Below are 16,587 nucleotides of genomic sequence, written 5' to 3' on the forward strand. Positions count from 1 at the left end.
TCCGGGTCGTACCGGAAAGCTTGATTCCAGCGTCGGGGAATCAGGACCACACGGCTTCGCAGTCCGCATCGATGCCGCTCGTCTTGCGACACCTCCGCGTCCACCGCATCCCCGCCTCACGTTCGTGACGACGCGTCCGTCCCTCTGGCCGAGGCGGGATGAAGGACATCATACATAATTTCTGAAAAAAAGAAAGAGGAGAATTTCGGCAAAGGGGAGCCGTGGGGCGGATCGGCTTGAACGGCTTCATGAAATTGTCGTTCCGGCGCACGCGATTCCCGCATCCCAAAACCGCCCGGCGGGGAGCCATCCCGATTCACTCGCCCATCTTGGACCCGAGGAGGTGCGAATCAGTGGCCATCGTTGCGCCGGTAGCCGGTGATCATTGTTGATCGGAGTCGGCCTTTTTCCGCCCGGGTGAGATGCGATATGCTCGCCGGTCAGCGTGACGGAAGCAGCGGGAGCGAGCGCGGAGAATGGCCGGAGCGGGGAAGCATCCATGATGACCTTGCCGGAGTTGGCGACCGATGCGCTGGAGAAGTTCATCAGCACCTACATGCGTCGCAGGTTCGGATCCTCGCAGGTCCATCTCTCCGAGCTGGTCCCGGGTGCGGTGCGCGTCGCGCTCGAATGCATCAGCAACAGCGATGCGCTCTACCACAATGTCGAGCACACCATGCTGGTGACGCTGGCGGGACACGCAATCATGCGCGGGCGTGCCTTGCACAAGCACCTGACCGCGGATGGCTATGCGCATATCATCGTCGCCTGCCTGTGCCACGACATCGGCTATGTGCGGAATCTGTTCCATGACGACGATGAAATCGAGGGCTTCGTGGCCGACACGTCCGGCACCAAGGTGATCCTGCCGCGCGGCGCCTCGGATGCCTCGCTGATGCCCTATCACGTCGACCGCTCGAAACTGTTCGCGATGCGCAGGCTCGACGAGATGGCCCCGTTCTACGACTGCCGACGGATCGCCGATGCCATCGAGGGCACCAGGTTTCCGCCGATCGAGGGCCAGCAATACAGCGAGGAGGCGTCGATCCTGCGGGCGGCGGATTTCATCGGCCAGCTCGGCGATCCCAACTACATCCGCAAGGCGAATGCGCTGTTCTTCGAGTTCCAGGAGGTCGGCATCAACCGTCAGCTCGGCTACGAGTCGCCCGCCGACATCGTCAACCGCTACCCGCAATTCTACTGGAATTGCGTGGCGCCGCACATCCAGACCGAGATCCGTTATCTCAACATGACCTCGCTCGGCCGGCAGTGGATTGCCAACCTCTACGCCAACGTCTTTCGCGCCGAGCGCGACATCGCGCTTTCGGGGCCGCAGCGTTAGCGCTTCATCCGAGAGGTGGCCGGGCGCCGGCCGCGACCATGCAGAGCCATCATTCCAGCGTCTGCACCGGAGGCCCGCTATAGGCGGCCTTGGGTGCGCCGGCGGAGCGCTGCGAGTCTCCGGCGGCCGCGTCGCGCGCCTGCTGCCTGGCCGGCTTCGCCCGTCGGGCCGAGCCGGCGTGCCGGAAGCCCATCGAGTGCGCGATCGAAGGGCCGGCCGAATAGCCGACGACGGCGCCGGCCACCGCACCGATCGGCCCGAACACCACCGCACCCGACAGGGCGCCGAGCGCAGCGTCGCCGCCGCGGTTCGGATCGGCCCGGCTGGCGCTCGGCATCGAGACCAGCGCCAGGGCCGCGATCGCAATCATCATTCTCATTCGGGCGGCCTCCGCTCGCAACGCTACCAATACGCAGGAATGCGGCGACAAGAGTGCGATTGGATGGCGGGGCGAGGGCGCCGGCTGTTCTCGGCTCACCGACGTGGTCGGCGCTCCTGCTCGGCGAGGAGCGCGTCCAGCTCGTCGTTCTGGCGCGCCAGCCGATCGGCGTTGCGCTCCTCGTCGGCGGCGCCCGATTGCGAAGCGGCCTGCTCGGTGATCTGGCGAATGTTGTCGCGCAGGATCGCGATCCGGTCGGCGAGCTCGGTGGTGGAAAGTGAGCTGTAATCGGTCAAGCTGAAGGCTCCTCGCTTTGCGGCTGCTTGGATGACGGCAGGTACGGATCGACGCTCCCCGGGTAGGCGGCCCGCTCGGGAGCGTCCTGATCTTCCTCAACGGCGTCTTTCGTGGACTCAGTGCAGAATCCTAGCCCGAGCGGGTCGATGGGTGAAAGCATTTCATCGGCCTGTTGCCGGGGGAGGCCGCGGCTTGCGGCGCGCGTCACGGCGGCGTGAGCCGGAGAAGAACTGCTCGGTCGCCTCATGCCGGCGGCAAGATTGTTCCAGCCCCGCGCCATGCAACAATCGGATCCTTGCTATTTGATCCCGCCCGCTTGTCCTCGGCCGCGCTGCCGCAAACATGGGGAGATACCGTTATTTCCCCGGGAGTAGAGGCAAATGGGCCTGCAAGAGACAAGGATCGAATCGCTTCCCTTCGTGACCGCCGAGCTCAACTATCTGGCGCCGACCGCCGGCAAGCCGCGTACCTACGCCTACGACCCGCCGCCGGGCGAGCCGAAATCGACCAATCTGCCGGAGCCGCACCAGGTGCCGATCTTCGACGGGCGCCCGCTTGCCAAGACCTTCTCGCTGGATCGGCAAGGTTTTGCGCTGGTGCGGCATCCGACGACGGTGAAGGACTTCTATGACGAGGCCGAGATTCGGCGCGTGTATTACCCCGCGGCGGAGGCTTTCATCCGCGCCACGCTCGGTGCGGACCGCGTCTTCATCTTCGACCACACCGTGCGCAGGCGCGTTGAGGGCGCCGCCGACGTCCGCGGCGCGGGCCCGCGCCAGCCGGCGACGCGGGTGCATGTCGACCAGACCGTGAGTTCAGGCGCGAACCGGGTGCGCGAGCATCTTCCCGACGAGGCCGACGAGCTGCTGCAGGGCCGGGTGCAGGTGATCAATCTGTGGCGGCCGATCCGCGGCCCGCTGCGCGACGCGCCGCTCGCCATGTGCGACGGCACCACCGTCGCCGAGGGCGATCTGGTGACCTCCGACCTGATCTATCCGAACCGGCAGGGCGAGACCTATTCGGTGAAGTACAATCCGAACCACCGCTGGTTCTATTTCCCCGAAATGACGGCGGACGAGGCCGTGCTCCTGAAATGCTACGATTCCGCCACCGACGGCCGCACCCGGTTCGGGCCGCATACCGCCTTCACCGACCCGACCACACCGAAGGATGCGGCGCCGCGCGAGAGCATCGAGCTGCGGACGCTGGTATTCCACCGGGCGTGAAGAAGCCGATGGCGGGTGACCCGGCCATCGGTGCGATCTGTTCGGGTGGTCGTCAGCGCACCGGCATCGGCGGCCGCACCACCGGCTCGTCCTGCGGCTCGGCCGAACTCTGTGATGGAGGCGGCGCAGGCTGGAGCTGCATCGGCGCCGGGGCCGGCGGCGGCATGGGCTGCGGGGGCGCCGCCTGGATCGGCGTGTAGGCCGGGCGCGGCGGCGGGGGCTTGTGCAGTGCGGCCGCAGCCGCGCGCAAGGCGGGCTGTGGCGCCGGGCGCGGCCGTGGGGCCGGCTCCGCGACCCTGGCCTCGGAGGGATGCACCTCCGAAGCTCTGGTGTCCGCCATCTTCGCCATCATCTGGTCCTGGCCGGCCTTGAGTTGGTCGATCACCGCTTTCAGCTCGACGATCTGCTCCTTCATACCGGCGAGATCGTTCGCCATCGATTGCACGAGCTGCGACTGGTCGGCCGGCGTGGCCGGGGCCGCCGGAGCCGTGGCGTCCGTCGCGGACGGTGCCGCTGCGGCCGTCTGCTGGTCGGCGGCAGCCTGCGGCACCGGGGCGCTCGTTTCCGAGGCCGGCGTCGGCTGCGACGAGGTGAGCGAGGGCAGGCTGAGCGACAGGCGCGGCAGATAGCCGGCGACCATCTGCTGCGCCGTGTCGCCGTAATATTGCCAGGCGCCGGCGGCGACCGCGCTCGCCAGCGCGGCCATGAACGCCAGCAAGGCCCGAATCAGCCACCTGTTCTTCGGCCTCCTGCCCGCATTGACGTCGGTGGCGCGGAACGTGGTGTCGACCGGCGGCACCGCGGCGCCGCCGCCGGACGCCTCGGCGCCGGTCATCCGCGGCGGCCTGATGGCGTCAGGCGACAGGGTCGAAAACTCGCGCGCGATGCGCGCGGCCAGCACGACCTCGGGCTCGACCGCCGGAGGGTGGGGATCCGTCTCTTTGCTGTTCACCGTTGAAAGCATGGGCGCTCCGTACTCGGTTCGATGGCATCCGCACCAAACCCGCCCCCGAAAAGCTTGTCCCGCACGCAGATGGCGGGGTGGGTCCCGGTCTTTCCAAGGGTTCAGGCCCAAAAACCAAGGGGGGTATGCGGACATGCGTCAGAGCCAGCGCGATCCGGAAAACCCGCCGGCACGTGCGTCACGGCGGCCAGCTACTTTCCAAAAAGCCCGGGCCCGAACAATGATCTCGTTCGACGGTCCTCCTGCCATCCCCCACACTTCACCGACGTTTGACCAAAACAAGGCAAAGGCGTGGAGACACTGAGGCCGCTGTGGACGGTTTTCGGATCAGGCCGGCCGAAAACCGCCTGGAACCGAAAGCTAGGCGCGACGCTTCACGCGCTTGCGGAATGTGAGATCGAGCAGCCCGAGCGTGAGCACGATCGCAAAGAACATCGAAATCAGGGCGGTGGGCGTGACCATGGAGGCGTAGGTGGGGGCGGCGGCCTGCGACGCGCCCAGCATATCCGACTTCGTCCCCATCGGCGCGGTCCGCTCGATCGGCACGATATCGACCCAGCGGTCGAGCCAGTTCAGGCGCGCCGGCGCGTTGGTCGCCGCGTCGGCCATCAGTGTCGGTGCAGGTGCCGCAGGCGCTTGCGTGGAGCTGTCCGGCGGCAGCATCTCCGACATCGCATCACGCCATTTCGGCGGTTGGATTTCCTCCGCGACCGGCCGCTCCTTTTTCCGCTGGGCGATGGTGTGCGGGCCGTGACGCCGGACCGGGGTCGCGTCCCAGCAGTGATTGGCTCCATGCCAGTACAAATGAGAGGAGGCGAAAGCCTTGCGGGCCTCCGATTGGGTCATGCAGGACTCGGAAGCCTGCGCCGCGACCGGGGCCGCCACCAACATCAACGCAACAATACCAGCGACGCGCATCGAGCGCTCCGTCAAACGAGATACAAGAATTGTCCCAACACTCCCCATCGGAATCGCAAGCGCAGAATCCTTAGTCAAAAAGCGCAAATTATGGCCGGTAAGTTCAACATTTATGTCCTGTTAACCATAACGCTCACGTGTGCGCTGTTATGGAATTTGCCGAGGCGATCTGTGGATGATCTATGGCAAAGCGAGCCATTTTTCGCCACAAGTAGGCGCGCTTCACCACAATCAACGACAGCGGCGGGCGCGTCCGCGAAGCAATCGGCGCAAACGCGCTCAAGACAGCGGACCGCCAGCCGCCAGGAATTCGCCGAGCCTGAGTGCAAGGCGCAGCATATGATACCTGACGGCGCGAGCGAGCAGGTGCAGGCGCGACCGTTTCGGCGGACGGCGTGCATCACCGAGTCCGGTCCGCGGGAACGAGACGGGCATGACATGCTCGGACATCGGACGTCTCCAGTTGCGTGAGCCGCACGGCAGCCATTGATCTCGGTCAACCCATTGTCAATCCGCTCGACCAAATTGGCTGGTACCTCGACAACAACAGAAGGGTACGCGAATGGGAGAACTCGCTCAGTTCATCGCGCTGCCGATCGACCTCACGGAGTCAGGTCTGGTCGCAGGCGAGCCGTTCAGATGCGCCAGCCCGGCGGCGGCGATCGAGCGTGCCAAGGGCTATTGGCAGGTGTTCGGCCACGCCGGCGCAGTCGCATTCGTGCGGTCCGGCTATCCCGATAGCCGGACCACGGTGCTGCGGCGCTTCGGCAATGTGCCCGACGAGCTGCAGATCTGAACGGGCTGCGGTTGGTCGCAACGAAATTGATCTCGTATGACTTGCAGCCGGCGGGACCACGATGACCGCGGGAACCAAATCATGCGTCGGCAGCTTATCGCTGACTTGATCCTGTGCCCTTTGGAGAATAAAGCGACCTTCGGGCGCGGACGCTGGAACGCCCTGAAACCGGGAGATGGCCATGAACATCGCAAGGATCATCCTCGCTGGAGCTGCGACGCTCGTCGTCGGCACGGCGGCGCTGGCCGACCAGGACCAGACGGGGATGGTGACGCAGATCGACCGGCTCAACCACACCATCGCCATTCAGCCGATACAGAGCGGCACCGTCGGCGCCAATACGGGCGGCGCGGCCGCGGCGACGGCCGAGCAGTTCAAGGCCGATGATGGCGTGTCCTTGGAGGAAGTCCATGCCGGCGACCGGGTGAACTTCTCGGTCAGGGATGGTGGCGGCGCCAAGACCGTCACCAAGCTGCAACGGCAGAAGTAGCACGATCTCGCCCGCGCGATCTGCCACAACCGCTGCACGTTGACGCAGGGGCTCAGCTTCCATTTCCTGCCACGAGCGAAAGGGGCCGCCGCCGCGCTCTGGTGCGACAATCTCTCCCGGGAACGCCGAGTTCGCCCGTGCGTTCCGCTTCGAGAGAGGAGAACGCACCATGAGAGTAACAGGAGTTTTGGTGGCGGCGATGTTGCTGGTGCCGGCCGCGGCATCGGCCGCGCCGGGTATCGTCACCGTGTCGGTCGGAATGAGGGCGGGGCCGGGGCCGAGCTTTCCGCAGGTCGATCGCATTCCCGCCGGCGCCCGGGTCGACGTCCATGGCTGCCTGAAGGGCGATGCTTGGTGCGACGTGAGCTGGTCCGGAGACCGCGGCTGGGTCTCGTCGCGATATCTGAAATATCTCTACCATGATCGCTACGTCTATCTGCCCGACTATGTCGACGAGATTGACGTGCCCGTGGTGCCGTTCGTGCTCGGCACCTACTGGTCGACCTATTATGTCGGCCGGCCCTGGTATCATCGCCACGCCTATTGGGATCGCTACTGGCATGGGCACAGCCGCTTCGCGACCCAGGCGCCGCAGATGCGGCCTGATCGCTTCCGCCATGCCGGCCAGACAGGGCTCGTCCGGGTGTTCCGCCGAACGGCGCTCACGAGCCTCGGTTCGCCCGTGTTCATGGCCCGCAGGCGGTGCAGGGCCGCTTCGCGCATTCGCCTCCCGGCCACAGCTTCGCGCCCGGGCCCCAACCGATGATTCATGCGCATCAGGCGGCCCGCTTCACCGCGCCCACGGCGCGGCCGGCGATGCCGCCACATGTGGCGCAACCTACGACGGTGGGGCGCGTCGGCGGCCCGTCGCTTGGTGCACAGGCGCATTTCAATGCGCCACCGGCGACGCCGCATGCGGTTGGTGGTGGCGCGCCGCGTGCAGGCGGTGTGTCCCACGCCGGCGGCGGAGGCGGCGGACAACTTCGTCGTTGAACGAACTTTGTCGTTGAACGAACAAAGCCCGGCGATGAGCCGGGCTTCTTGCTGTGGCGCTCTTCTCGTGGATGATAGCTGCTTGTGGATGATAGCTCCGTTTGCGCGTGCGACCTTGCTCAGCGCTCGCGCCGTCAACGAACAGCGCCGGGAAGGCAAGGGGCCATGCCTTGCTGATGCGGCCCACTAAGCCTTTACCCGGCGTGCCGTTCGTGGGTTTGCCGCTATGCGATGGTCCGAACGTGAGCCATCGCACTCAGCGGCACTCTTTGCGGAGGTGGCGTCATCGAACCTCCCTTGCTTCAAGGTTTCGACGTCTAAGGTCGCCCAGGAGGCAACGCGACGATGCTCCTCCCGTTCGCGTGCGCTGTCAAGCCGTCCCAATACGGACATGTTTCGCAATTGGTCGCATGTGCAATCGATCATTCTTTGTTGCGGATGAGACCGACCAGCGCGCCCTTCTGCGTTTCGCACCAGGCGGGCATGCCGAGCCGCTTCTGGTCGAAGTCGGTCGACTGCGTCGCGATCGCGACGTCGCGCATCAGTTCGTCATCGCCACGCTCGCCCATGCGCTCGCCGGTGAGCATATAGGCGATCGCCTTCCGGACCTGCTCGGTGGTGCCATCGGGCAGATGCATCTCGTTCGCCTTCTGCACGAGATCCTGATAGACGACGTCGGTATGGGGGCAGTTCACCTTGGCCGCGAACGCCTGCAGCACCAGCGTGACGTATTCCGCGCGCGGCTCAGCCTGCGCCGGCGCTGCGAGCGCAATCAAGCCTGCCGTCATCATGATGAATGCGCCACGCCGCATCGGTCGTCCCTCCCTCGAAAATTTTGCCGGAAGCTAGCGCCGCGGGCACGACGGAGGCAAGAGGGAGACGAGGGTCGCATGCGAGGCGTCGGAGCGGTACATTCGAGTGTGACGCGTTCGTGATTGTGGCCGCCGAGCCGGGCAATGGCGATCGTGCTAGCATGGCTGGCCCGTATCAAAGGGAGACCGGCCATGAACAAGCTGCTTGCTGTCGCGACCTTCGCCGCTGTTGCGTTCGCCGTCCAATCGGCTGCTGCGTGTGACTGGAACCGCGAGGCCAGTACGGAGACGCCGGCCGTGGCCACTGCCGCTCCCGCGGTCGAGCCTTCACAGCAGCCGACCGGAGCCGCGCCGCAACCCACCGCCACCGCCGAGAGCGAGCGTAAGCCCGTCGATGCGCAGGCGCCGATCGTCCTGGTCAACGATCGCCATTAAGCGAGATCTCTGCCTGGTCACGGATGCGGGCCCGGTGGGCAGGCTTTGCCCGCCACCCGGCAGAAATCGGCCGGCTACTTCTTCGGAACCGGCGGCGTGCTGGCCTGATCCGTGGACGGGAAGACACGCTCATAATTGGCGCGGGCTTCGCGGATGAGGCGATCCCGTTCCAGCTCCGATTTCGAGACGAACCGTACGACTTCGGTCATGCGCGGCTCCAGTTTGCAAGGCGACCGGGGCCGGCGAAGCCAGACTCATGCCATTCCGCGCCCGTAGGATTGCGGCGGCGCCAGCGGTTTCGTTCACGCAGGACACGCCCGCTTTCCGGATGGTTCCGTCCGATGGCCGGCTTCTTTGCCGGCCAACCTGACCGCGGCGGCTTGGTTGCGGGGCCAGTCTGAGGTAAATGCGTGGCGCGGCTCGCATGCCAGGGGAGTTCCGAATGATCAAGGGCAGGGTGCTTGCGGCGGCGATGCTCGCCGCAGGAGTGATGTCGTCTTTCGGCCCGCGCGCGCATGCCGCGCAATGCGGCAACGGCCCTGCTGGCTTCGAGGCCTGGAAGCAGGAGTTTTCAGGCGAAGCGCGCGCCAAGGGGATCGGGGGCACCGGGCTGGCGGCCCTGATGCAGACGAATTATGCGAGTGCGACCATTGCCGCCGATCGCGGCCAGCGCAGCTTCAATCTTTCGCTCGATGCCTTCATGGTCAAGCGCGGCTCGGCTGCGATCGTGGCGCGCGGCCGTTCGCTGCGGCAGTCGCAGGCGGGGATGTTCGCCTCGATCGAGCAGCGCTACGGCGTGCCGCCGGGCCCTCTGATCGCGATCTGGGGCATGGAATCCGGTTTCGGCAGCCAGCGCGGCAACCAGCACATGCTGTCGTCGATCGCGACGCTGGCCTATGACTGCCGGCGGCCGGAGTTCTTCACCGACCAGCTCTACGCGGCGCTGAAGCTGATCGACCGCGGTGCGCTGTCGCCGAACCAGCGCGGCTCGATGCATGGCGAGATCGGTCAGACCCAGTTCATGCCGAAGAACGTGCTGGAGTACGGCACCGGCAATCTCGACGTCGCCGCCAACGCGCTCGCCTCGACCGCCAACTTCCTGCGCGCGCACGGCTGGCGCGCCGGTGCGGGCTATCAGCCGGGCGAGCCGAACTTCGCGGCGATCGAGGCCTGGAATGCGGCCGGCGTGTACCAGAAGGCGATCGCGATCATGGGCCGCCAGATCGACGGCGAACGCGCCGCGGCGCGGTGACGAACGAGTATGGCTGCGTCGCGCTCTCGTCGAGGCCACGCGCGCTCAGGTGCTATCGCGTCATGAGATGGGTAGGGTGGGCTACTAAGCGACCACGCGCACGTAAGTTTGCCATACGAAGGCAGGAGCGTGCCCACCATTCAAAGCCATACTGTTGATGTATGGTGGGCACGGCGCTTCGCACCTTTAGCCCACCCTACGACTCTGTCCGGGTTGTGACACCGCAGGATCAGTTGGCCTTTTGCAGCGCGGCGGTCTGCTTGGCGAGCTGCTTGTCGAAATCCTGCTCGAGCCCGGCCACATAGGTTGCGAGTTCGCCGGGCTTGACGAAGGGGTTCGGCGCGCCGTCCTTCATCTGCGCCCGCTTCGCCTGCATGCCATACACCTCCGGATGCGGCCCGAGCAGCACGTCGGGATGCATCGCCTTGGCCTTGACATAGGTCGACCGGTAGTCCTCGACGATGCCGGGGTAGGTGGGCTGCCCGACCAGCCTGTTGAGCGCGACCGTCCCGCTGCAGAAGAACAGCACGTCGCGGTCCTCCTTGCCGTCCTTGACGGTCATCTCCCAGCTCGTGCAGCCGGGTGTGTGGCCGGGCATCTCATGCGCCAGCAGCGTGGTATCGCCGAGCGTGACCTTGTCGCCTTCCTTGACCGTGCGGTCGACCTTGACGGGCTCAAAGCTGACATCGGCGTCTTTCTCGTCGCCGGGATAGTATCCGCCCTCGAGCAGCGGCTTGTCACGCTCGCCGGCGACGAGCTGGGCGCCGGTTTCCTGCTTCATTTCGGCAAAGCCGCCGGTGTGATCGAAATGCGCGTGCGAGTTCAGGATGACCTTGATGTCGCCGGGCGTGAAACCGAGCTTCGCGATGTTGTCCTTGATCATGCCGGTCGACTGCGGAACCGCCGTATCCATCAGGATCAGGCCCTCCGACGTCTTGATGACATAGACCGCGATGCCGTCGGTGCCGACATAATAGATGTTGCCGATGAGGTTGAACGGCTCGAACGGTGCGGTCCATTTCCCCATGACCTGCGTCAGAAAATCCTTGATGCCCTGGGCATGTGCGCCTGCCGCCAATAGCGCGGCCGCGCACAACGCGGCCGTGATCCTCCTCATCATCCTCTCCTTGTTGTTTCTCGCGCGATCGCAGGCATGATGATGCGATTCGAGCGCCAAGCTCGACATCATCTTGGCCGGCACAACAAGGCATTCTCGCGACGCGCTGCTCACGCAAGCGAGGTTTGCGTCTGCTTCTTCCGAAAGCGGAGCAGGGACAGGCGGCCCGGTTCAGGTCATCCCTGCGCGGTTTTCTGGCGCGCCTCGCGCGCGAGTCGCTCGGCCTTCAGCCGTTCGCGGTTGGCATGAAAGGCCTTCTGCGCGGCCTCGTGCTCGCGCATGGCCTGCTCGGCATCCGAACGCCGGGCGGCATCCCTCGCCTTGCGTTCTTCCGAGGTGAGGACGCGGGGCGGACGGGTCTCAAAATGTTCGGTCATGCCTGATAACGCCGAAAGCGCCGAAAAGTTGCAGTCGCGGAACCCGAATCCGCCCGCACCCGATACCTTCATCGGGGTCAGCGCGATCTTTGCCGCGGCGCAACGATGATCTACGCCATTCCTGCATGCCCGCTTCATCCGCAGGGGCGAGGATGGCACGCTGGTGATGCCGTTTCAGCCTGCGATCGCAGCGGTTCGGCCCAAGGCTGTCTCGCGCGACTCTCCTCCGCCGGTCAGCCATCGAGTCCCGACAGGCCAACAGCTTGCATCGGTCCAAACCGCCGATCTTGATCGATCTCGGCCCCGCCGCGGATCCCGCGTGGGCGAGACTATTAGCCGCGCCCTGCGGGGCGTCCGCCGCTCATCACGATCTGTAGATTGCCGCCGGTTGCGGGCGGCGCCCCTGCAGATGGGACGAGTCGACAGGACATGAATCGAAGAGAACGACGTGCGGCCAATAAGCGCCGCGACGAGTCCGCAACGCGCCCGAACGCGCTTGCCTTCGGCTCGGCAGGCATCAGCATTGTCGATCTCACCGCCGAGGCAAGCCGTTCGTACAGGGTGGGCCGGATCAGCGAAGCGCGGGAGATTTGCCGTCAAATTCTCGCGCGCGAGCCCGCACATGTGCAGAGCCTGAACCTTCTCGGCCTGATGGCGCAGGCATCCGGCGATCACCGGGGCGCGGTGAAGATGTTCGCCAAAGCGATTGCTGCGGACGAGGTGAACGCCGCCTGCCACTACAATGCCGGCAATTCGTACCAGGCGCTGGGCAATCGCTGCAAGGCGATCGCCCATTTCGGCAAGGCGCTTGCGCTCGGCATGGACGAGAAGGCGGTCAGCTTCATCCTGCAGAGTCCCGTCATCGCCAGATATGTTGCGCGGATCGCCGGCAAGTGGCCGCTTCCGGTCACCAACGTCGAATTGTTCGGCGCCGAGAGCGTCATCCCGCTTGCAAACGACCTCTTCCTCCGCTGCGCCATGGAAGCGACGACGCTGCCAGGCATGCAACTGGAACTCCTGCTGGGACATGCCCGCGCCGAGCTGCTGCGGCTTGCAGGTGAGAAGGGCGAGGACGGCGGAGAGATCGACGACGATGTGGTCGCCTTTGCCTGCGCACTCGCCCGCCAGTGCTTCATCAACGAATATGTCCAAGGACGGACCGAAGCGGAAAGCGCACTTGCTGGCGTGCTGCGCGACCGATTGCTGCGGGACTTGGCATCGGGAGCCGTCATAGCTCCACTCGCGCTGGCGGTCGTCGCGGCCTATTTCCCGCTTCATGCGGTGCCGATGGCGGAAGCGTTGCTGCGCCGGGATTGGCCCGCGACCGTGGCCGGCCTGTTGCAGGCGCAGCTCCGCGAGCCGCTCGAGGAAATGGGCGAGCGCGCCGCCGTTGCGACACTCGCCCCCATCAGGAACGACGTATCATTGCAGGTGATGCGTCAATACGACGAAAATCCCTATCCGCGCTGGACCATCAACCCGCTGAACGCATTCGCCGCCGATCAGGCGCGAGGAAGGATCATCCCGACGGCGGAGCGGCAGGCCGAGCGCGATATTCTGATCGCGGGTTGCGGCACCGGCTCGCACGCGGTCCAGATCGCGCAAGTCTATCCGAACGCCCGCCTGCTCGCGATCGACGTCAGCCTCCCCAGTCTCGCCTATGCGCGCCGAAAAACGCGAGAGCTGGGCTTGCACAACATCGAGTACGCACAAGCCGATATCCTGGAATTGGGTGCGATCGGTCGCACCTTCGACAGCATCGAATCGGTCGGTGTGCTGCATCATCTCGCAGAGCCTGTGGCCGGGTGGCGCGTGCTGGTCTCACTGCTGCGACCGGGTGGCAGCATGCGCATCGGGCTCTACAGCCATCTCGCGCGCCGCCTGGTCGTGGAGGCCCGCGCCCGCATCGCCGCGCGCGGCTATCGCGCCACGGCCGACGACATCAGAAGGTGCCGCCAGGACATCATGCGCGAGGCGGAGCAGTGGCGAATGCTGATCGGCGCTCGGGATTTCTACAGCACGAGCGGTTGCCGCGACCTGCTTTTCAACGTCATGGAGCATCGCTTCACGATTCCCGAGATCGCTGCGTTTCTGAACGATCATGGCCTGACCTTCCAGGCCTTCGAACCCTTCGACGATCCGACGGTGATCGAGAAATTTCACAGACGGTTTCCAGGGGTGGCCGACGAGGCTAATCTGGAGCAATGGAGCCGCTTCGAAGCCGATCATCCCGAGACGTTCTGGGACATGTATGTCTTCACAGCGGGCAGGAACGTGCACTGAAGTTGATGTCGCGCTACCCGTTCGGCCCGCGGGCTTCTTCGCGGATGGCCACGGCGTCGAACCGGCGCGGTGGACGCGCGAGCAGATCAGCGCTCTCGACGATCCGCATCTCCTCCGTGCCGCGGGCCGCGGTGCACTCCAGCACCGCGAAAATGCCGGATGCGGCGTGCGCCAGCGCTTCCGGCGTGCTCCGGTTCCCGACGCGGGCTGACACGAACAGCGCGGCAAAGAGATCGCCGGTCCCGTTCGGGCTGATCGGCAGTTTCGGCGTGCGTACGCGCCAGGCTTGCGCGCGCTCGACGGCGAGGGTCTCGATTTGGCCGTCCGGCGTATCGGCGAGCTCTGCGGAAGTGACGACGACCGTCGACGGACCATGTGCCATCAGCTTCCGCGCCTGCGCGGTCACCTCGCCGACGGTCGCTGCCGTCGTCCCGCACAGCAATTCGAGCTCGAAATGATTGGGGGTGATGATGTCGGCGAGCGGCAGCAGGCGGTCGCGCACCAGCGGCGGGATGTCGGCGCGCACGAACAGGCCGCGGCCGCGATCGCCGAGCACGGGATCGCAACAATAGCGCAAGGCGGGATTGCGGGCCCTGGCACGGGTCACGAAATCGGTGACCACCGCGGCGATCTCGGGCGAGCCGAGATAGCCCGACAGGATCATCGCGCAGGCGTCGACCGCGCCGCGCTCCTCGATGCCTTGCAGGAGATCGGCGACCAGCGGCGCCTCCAGCACCCGGCCCCGAAGCGTCGGATAACCCGGCCGGTTGCTCAGGAGGGTGGTGGGGATCGCGATCACGTCGATGCCATGCATCTGCATGGGAAACACCGCGGCGCTGTTGCCGACATGGCCCCAGGCGACCTGCGACTGAATTGAAATCACATTCATTGCTGGACTCGACGACCTCGGATTCCTGCGCTGCTGCTCGCGGTGGACGAGAACCGTCGCGCGCTTTCTCGGATCATGCCCTGGGTTAACACAATGGTCATCTGTTTGCGGTCATTTTCACGACCTCATTCAAGAGGGAGTCACCATGGCTGACATCACCATTCCCGGCGGGCGGATTCGTTCTTTCGTCGAACGAGTCGAGAACCTGGACGCGGAGCTGCAGGAGCTGAACGAGCAGAAGAAGGAAGTGTTCTCGGAAGCCAAGGCCGAGGGGTTCGACGTAAGGATTCTCAAGGAAATCATCAAGCTGAGGAAACAGGACAAGGAGGAGCGCGACGAGCGCGAAGGCCTGCTCGACCTCTACATGAGGGCGATGGAGGCGGAGGCGCCGGAAAAAGGTGCCAAGGAGAAGATCGCCAAGGCGGCCTGAGCCGCGCCGCCACCGGACGACCGGATTGCCTCGCGTTCGCCGTTCGCTACGGCGGACGCGGGCGTAATGTGCCTTCACGAGGGGTACTACGCATGGGCTGCATGACGACGATCGGCCGCTACTCGCTGGCTTTTGCATGCGATCCGGCGTGGGCTCCCGCCAGCCGCGCCCGCAAATCGTCGCGGCTGGGGACAGCGAACTGGAGCAGGTGGCGGGCAAGACTCTTGTGTCGTTTCTCGGTGAACGCCGCGACGATCGCAGCGAGGACGTTCGAGACGATCACGGCCGGAATGAAGACGGTCCACCCCGCATCCTTCCAGAGCAGGAACGCGAGATACATCAGCGTGTGATGGATCAGGTACAGCGTGAAGGAATAGCCTGCGAAGAACCTGATCACCTTGATCGCGGTCGGCGAGGTGATCATGCGCTGCCCCTGCGTGGCCATCACGATCGCAAGCACGAAGATCACCAGGAGCGGATAGCCGCGCGGGCGATATTCGAGGAACGCGTGGGTCGATGCGATGTAGGCGACCAGCGCGGCGACTGCAATCAGCGCGCCCAGCATCCGGTTCTGCAGATATCCGCCGCTCGCGGCGAGATAGGCGTAGGCGCCCCCGAGCCAGAGTACAAAGAGAGATTGGCCGACACCGTCGTCCTGCAGGGCGCCGAACAGGTAATGCAAGGGGATCTGGCCGAAGACGAGCGCGACGGCGACGAGCAGGGCGGCGGTGCGGGGCCGTGCTCCGATGAAGAAGACGGCGCCGACGAACAGGTAGATGTGCCACTCGATTACCAGCGTCCAGAGCGGGCTCGCCGAGCCGAAAATCGGCCACTGCAGCCAGCTCAGATCGTTGAGCGGGCCGCGATAGCTCTCGATCATGAGCAGGTTCGCGAGAAAGACCGAGGTGCCATGACTGCTGGAAATGGCGGAGTCGCCGGTCAGGTGGACGGTGACGGCATCGACCGCGGCGATCACCAGGAGGCATGGAACGAGACCTGAATAGATGCGGGCGACGCGCTCGATCAGGAATTGCAGAAAGCCGTAATTCGGGTCTCTCGACCGCGTGAACAGCATGTGGCTGATCAGGAACCCCGAGAGAACGAAGAACAGAAGAACGCCGACGTTCTGCGGCAGCGGGAAGCGGGAATTGCGAAGCTGCGGCATGAAGAACGAAATGCCGTGGCCGATGCAGACCATCTGGGCGGCGATCGCCCGGAGCGCGTCCAGTGCGATGGATGTGTCGTTCTTCGAGGCATCCAGCGTGAACATGCCCCCGACATGACCGCGCGAATCCGTCTCAAAGATGACGTTTCCCGCACGCGAAGAGGGCACGCGGCGTCACGTACCAGAGCAGGAACAGAAGGCCGGCACCATAGGTCACGAAGGTGACGGAGAGTGGCACATTAAGTAGTAATTGCGGCATCGCTGAGCCGGAAATCAGGACGAAGCGGGCGGGCAGACCCGAGGACGCCCTGTTGCCGACCGCGATGACGAGCCCGCAGGCAAGCGCGGCGAGCGGCGCGAGCACGAGGCCGGCCGAGGCGATGCCCTCGGTCGCGAACAGCGACGCGTTGAGGTTGCCGATG

General features: G+C 65.3%; 20 protein-coding genes and 1 pseudogene. 9 read left to right on the forward strand and 12 right to left on the reverse strand.

Features of this window, described 5'->3' with window-relative positions:
• Positions 1–499 precede the first annotated feature (499 nt).
• Positions 500–1,342: a metal-dependent phosphohydrolase gene (locus tag JOY90_RS34395; RefSeq protein ID WP_291695540.1), complete on the forward strand. Its 843-nt coding sequence runs from the start codon at positions 500–502 to the stop codon at positions 1,340–1,342.
• A gap of 49 nt (positions 1,343–1,391) precedes the next feature.
• Here JOY90_RS34395 and JOY90_RS34400 read toward each other — a convergent pair whose 3' ends face one another.
• On the reverse strand, positions 1,392–1,721 hold the full coding sequence (locus tag JOY90_RS34400; RefSeq protein WP_291695541.1) for a hypothetical protein: 330 nt from the start codon (positions 1,719–1,721) through the stop codon (positions 1,392–1,394).
• 95 nt (positions 1,722–1,816) lie between these two features.
• Positions 1,817–2,017 carry a hypothetical protein gene (locus JOY90_RS34405; RefSeq protein ID WP_291695542.1) on the reverse strand — a complete coding sequence of 67 codons (201 nt, stop codon included), beginning with the start codon at positions 2,015–2,017 and terminating at the stop codon, positions 1,817–1,819.
• 381 nt (positions 2,018–2,398) lie between these two features.
• On the opposite strand from JOY90_RS34405, the gene JOY90_RS34410 reads away from it, so the two are divergent.
• A complete protein-coding gene (locus JOY90_RS34410; protein ID WP_291695543.1) occupies positions 2,399–3,244 on the forward strand; it encodes a CmcJ/NvfI family oxidoreductase in 846 nt (281 codons plus the stop codon).
• A 52-nt stretch (positions 3,245–3,296) separates the two neighbouring features.
• Here the strand turns inward: JOY90_RS34410 and JOY90_RS34415 are convergent, their stop codons facing one another.
• The 3 genes from JOY90_RS34415 to JOY90_RS34425 form a co-directional block, all read right to left on the reverse strand.
• The gene (locus tag JOY90_RS34415; protein WP_291695544.1) at positions 3,297–4,208 is read right to left on the reverse strand and encodes a hypothetical protein; all 912 of its coding nucleotides are present in this window, start codon (positions 4,206–4,208) and stop codon (positions 3,297–3,299) included.
• A 360-nt stretch (positions 4,209–4,568) separates the two neighbouring features.
• Positions 4,569–5,126 (reverse strand): hypothetical protein, encoded by a 558-nt coding sequence (locus JOY90_RS34420; RefSeq protein WP_291695545.1) that lies wholly within the window; start codon positions 5,124–5,126, stop codon positions 4,569–4,571.
• 279 nt (positions 5,127–5,405) lie between these two features.
• A complete protein-coding gene (locus tag JOY90_RS34425; RefSeq protein WP_291695546.1) occupies positions 5,406–5,576 on the reverse strand; it encodes a hypothetical protein in 171 nt (56 codons plus the stop codon).
• A gap of 112 nt (positions 5,577–5,688) precedes the next feature.
• Between JOY90_RS34425 and JOY90_RS34430 the strand changes: the two genes are divergently transcribed.
• The 3 genes from JOY90_RS34430 (at position 5,689) to JOY90_RS34440 (ending at position 7,178) form a co-directional block, all read left to right on the forward strand.
• On the forward strand, positions 5,689–5,922 hold the full coding sequence (locus JOY90_RS34430; RefSeq protein WP_291695547.1) for a hypothetical protein: 234 nt from the start codon (positions 5,689–5,691) through the stop codon (positions 5,920–5,922).
• A 181-nt stretch (positions 5,923–6,103) separates the two neighbouring features.
• A complete protein-coding gene (locus JOY90_RS34435) occupies positions 6,104–6,412 on the forward strand; it encodes a copper-binding protein (protein ID WP_291695548.1) in 309 nt (102 codons plus the stop codon).
• 169 nt (positions 6,413–6,581) lie between these two features.
• A complete protein-coding gene (locus JOY90_RS34440) occupies positions 6,582–7,178 on the forward strand; it encodes an SH3 domain-containing protein (RefSeq protein WP_291695549.1) in 597 nt (198 codons plus the stop codon).
• A 649-nt stretch (positions 7,179–7,827) separates the two neighbouring features.
• On the opposite strand, the gene JOY90_RS34445 is transcribed toward JOY90_RS34440, so the two are convergent.
• Positions 7,828–8,217 carry a hypothetical protein gene (locus JOY90_RS34445; RefSeq protein ID WP_291695550.1) on the reverse strand — a complete coding sequence of 130 codons (390 nt, stop codon included), beginning with the start codon at positions 8,215–8,217 and terminating at the stop codon, positions 7,828–7,830.
• Between the two features lie 192 nt (positions 8,218–8,409).
• Here JOY90_RS34445 and JOY90_RS34450 point away from each other — a divergent pair, with 192 nt between their 5' ends.
• Positions 8,410–8,652: a hypothetical protein gene (locus JOY90_RS34450; protein WP_291695551.1), complete on the forward strand. Its 243-nt coding sequence runs from the start codon at positions 8,410–8,412 to the stop codon at positions 8,650–8,652.
• Between the two features lie 74 nt (positions 8,653–8,726).
• Here JOY90_RS34450 and JOY90_RS34455 read toward each other — a convergent pair whose 3' ends face one another.
• Positions 8,727–8,861, reverse strand: a complete 135-nt coding sequence (locus JOY90_RS34455; RefSeq protein WP_291695552.1) for a hypothetical protein — start codon at positions 8,859–8,861, stop codon at positions 8,727–8,729.
• Between the two features lie 233 nt (positions 8,862–9,094).
• Here JOY90_RS34455 and JOY90_RS34460 point away from each other — a divergent pair, with 233 nt between their 5' ends.
• Positions 9,095–9,904: a lytic transglycosylase domain-containing protein gene (locus JOY90_RS34460; RefSeq protein ID WP_291695553.1), complete on the forward strand. Its 810-nt coding sequence runs from the start codon at positions 9,095–9,097 to the stop codon at positions 9,902–9,904.
• A 229-nt stretch (positions 9,905–10,133) separates the two neighbouring features.
• Here JOY90_RS34460 and blaBJP read toward each other — a convergent pair whose 3' ends face one another.
• Together blaBJP and JOY90_RS34470 are read right to left on the reverse strand one after the other, a co-directional pair.
• Positions 10,134–11,021, reverse strand: a complete 888-nt coding sequence (gene blaBJP / locus JOY90_RS34465) for a BJP family subclass B3 metallo-beta-lactamase (protein ID WP_291695554.1) — start codon at positions 11,019–11,021, stop codon at positions 10,134–10,136.
• Positions 11,022–11,197: 176 nt separating this feature from the next.
• The gene (locus JOY90_RS34470) at positions 11,198–11,398 is read right to left on the reverse strand and encodes a hypothetical protein (protein ID WP_291695555.1); all 201 of its coding nucleotides are present in this window, start codon (positions 11,396–11,398) and stop codon (positions 11,198–11,200) included.
• Positions 11,399–11,827: 429 nt separating this feature from the next.
• On the opposite strand from JOY90_RS34470, the gene JOY90_RS34475 reads away from it, so the two are divergent.
• On the forward strand, positions 11,828–13,681 hold the full coding sequence (locus JOY90_RS34475) for a bifunctional 2-polyprenyl-6-hydroxyphenol methylase/3-demethylubiquinol 3-O-methyltransferase UbiG (protein ID WP_291695556.1): 1,854 nt from the start codon (positions 11,828–11,830) through the stop codon (positions 13,679–13,681).
• Positions 13,682–13,694: 13 nt separating this feature from the next.
• Here JOY90_RS34475 and pdxY read toward each other — a convergent pair whose 3' ends face one another.
• Entirely contained in the window at positions 13,695–14,570 is an 876-nt protein-coding gene (pdxY, locus tag JOY90_RS34480) for a pyridoxal kinase PdxY (protein WP_291695557.1), read from the reverse strand.
• 145 nt (positions 14,571–14,715) lie between these two features.
• Here pdxY and JOY90_RS34485 point away from each other — a divergent pair, with 145 nt between their 5' ends.
• Positions 14,716–15,000 (forward strand): DUF2312 domain-containing protein, encoded by a 285-nt coding sequence (locus JOY90_RS34485; RefSeq protein ID WP_291695558.1) that lies wholly within the window; start codon positions 14,716–14,718, stop codon positions 14,998–15,000.
• Positions 15,001–15,118: 118 nt separating this feature from the next.
• Here JOY90_RS34485 and JOY90_RS34490 read toward each other — a convergent pair whose 3' ends face one another.
• Positions 15,119–16,270 carry an acyltransferase gene (locus JOY90_RS34490; RefSeq protein WP_291695559.1) on the reverse strand — a complete coding sequence of 384 codons (1,152 nt, stop codon included), beginning with the start codon at positions 16,268–16,270 and terminating at the stop codon, positions 15,119–15,121.
• Positions 16,271–16,298: 28 nt separating this feature from the next.
• Positions 16,299–16,587: pseudogene (locus JOY90_RS34495) on the reverse strand (hypothetical protein); the annotation flags it as partial.

This window comes from Bradyrhizobium sp., assembly GCF_019242285.1.
Lineage (GTDB): Bacteria > Pseudomonadota > Alphaproteobacteria > Rhizobiales > Xanthobacteraceae > Bradyrhizobium.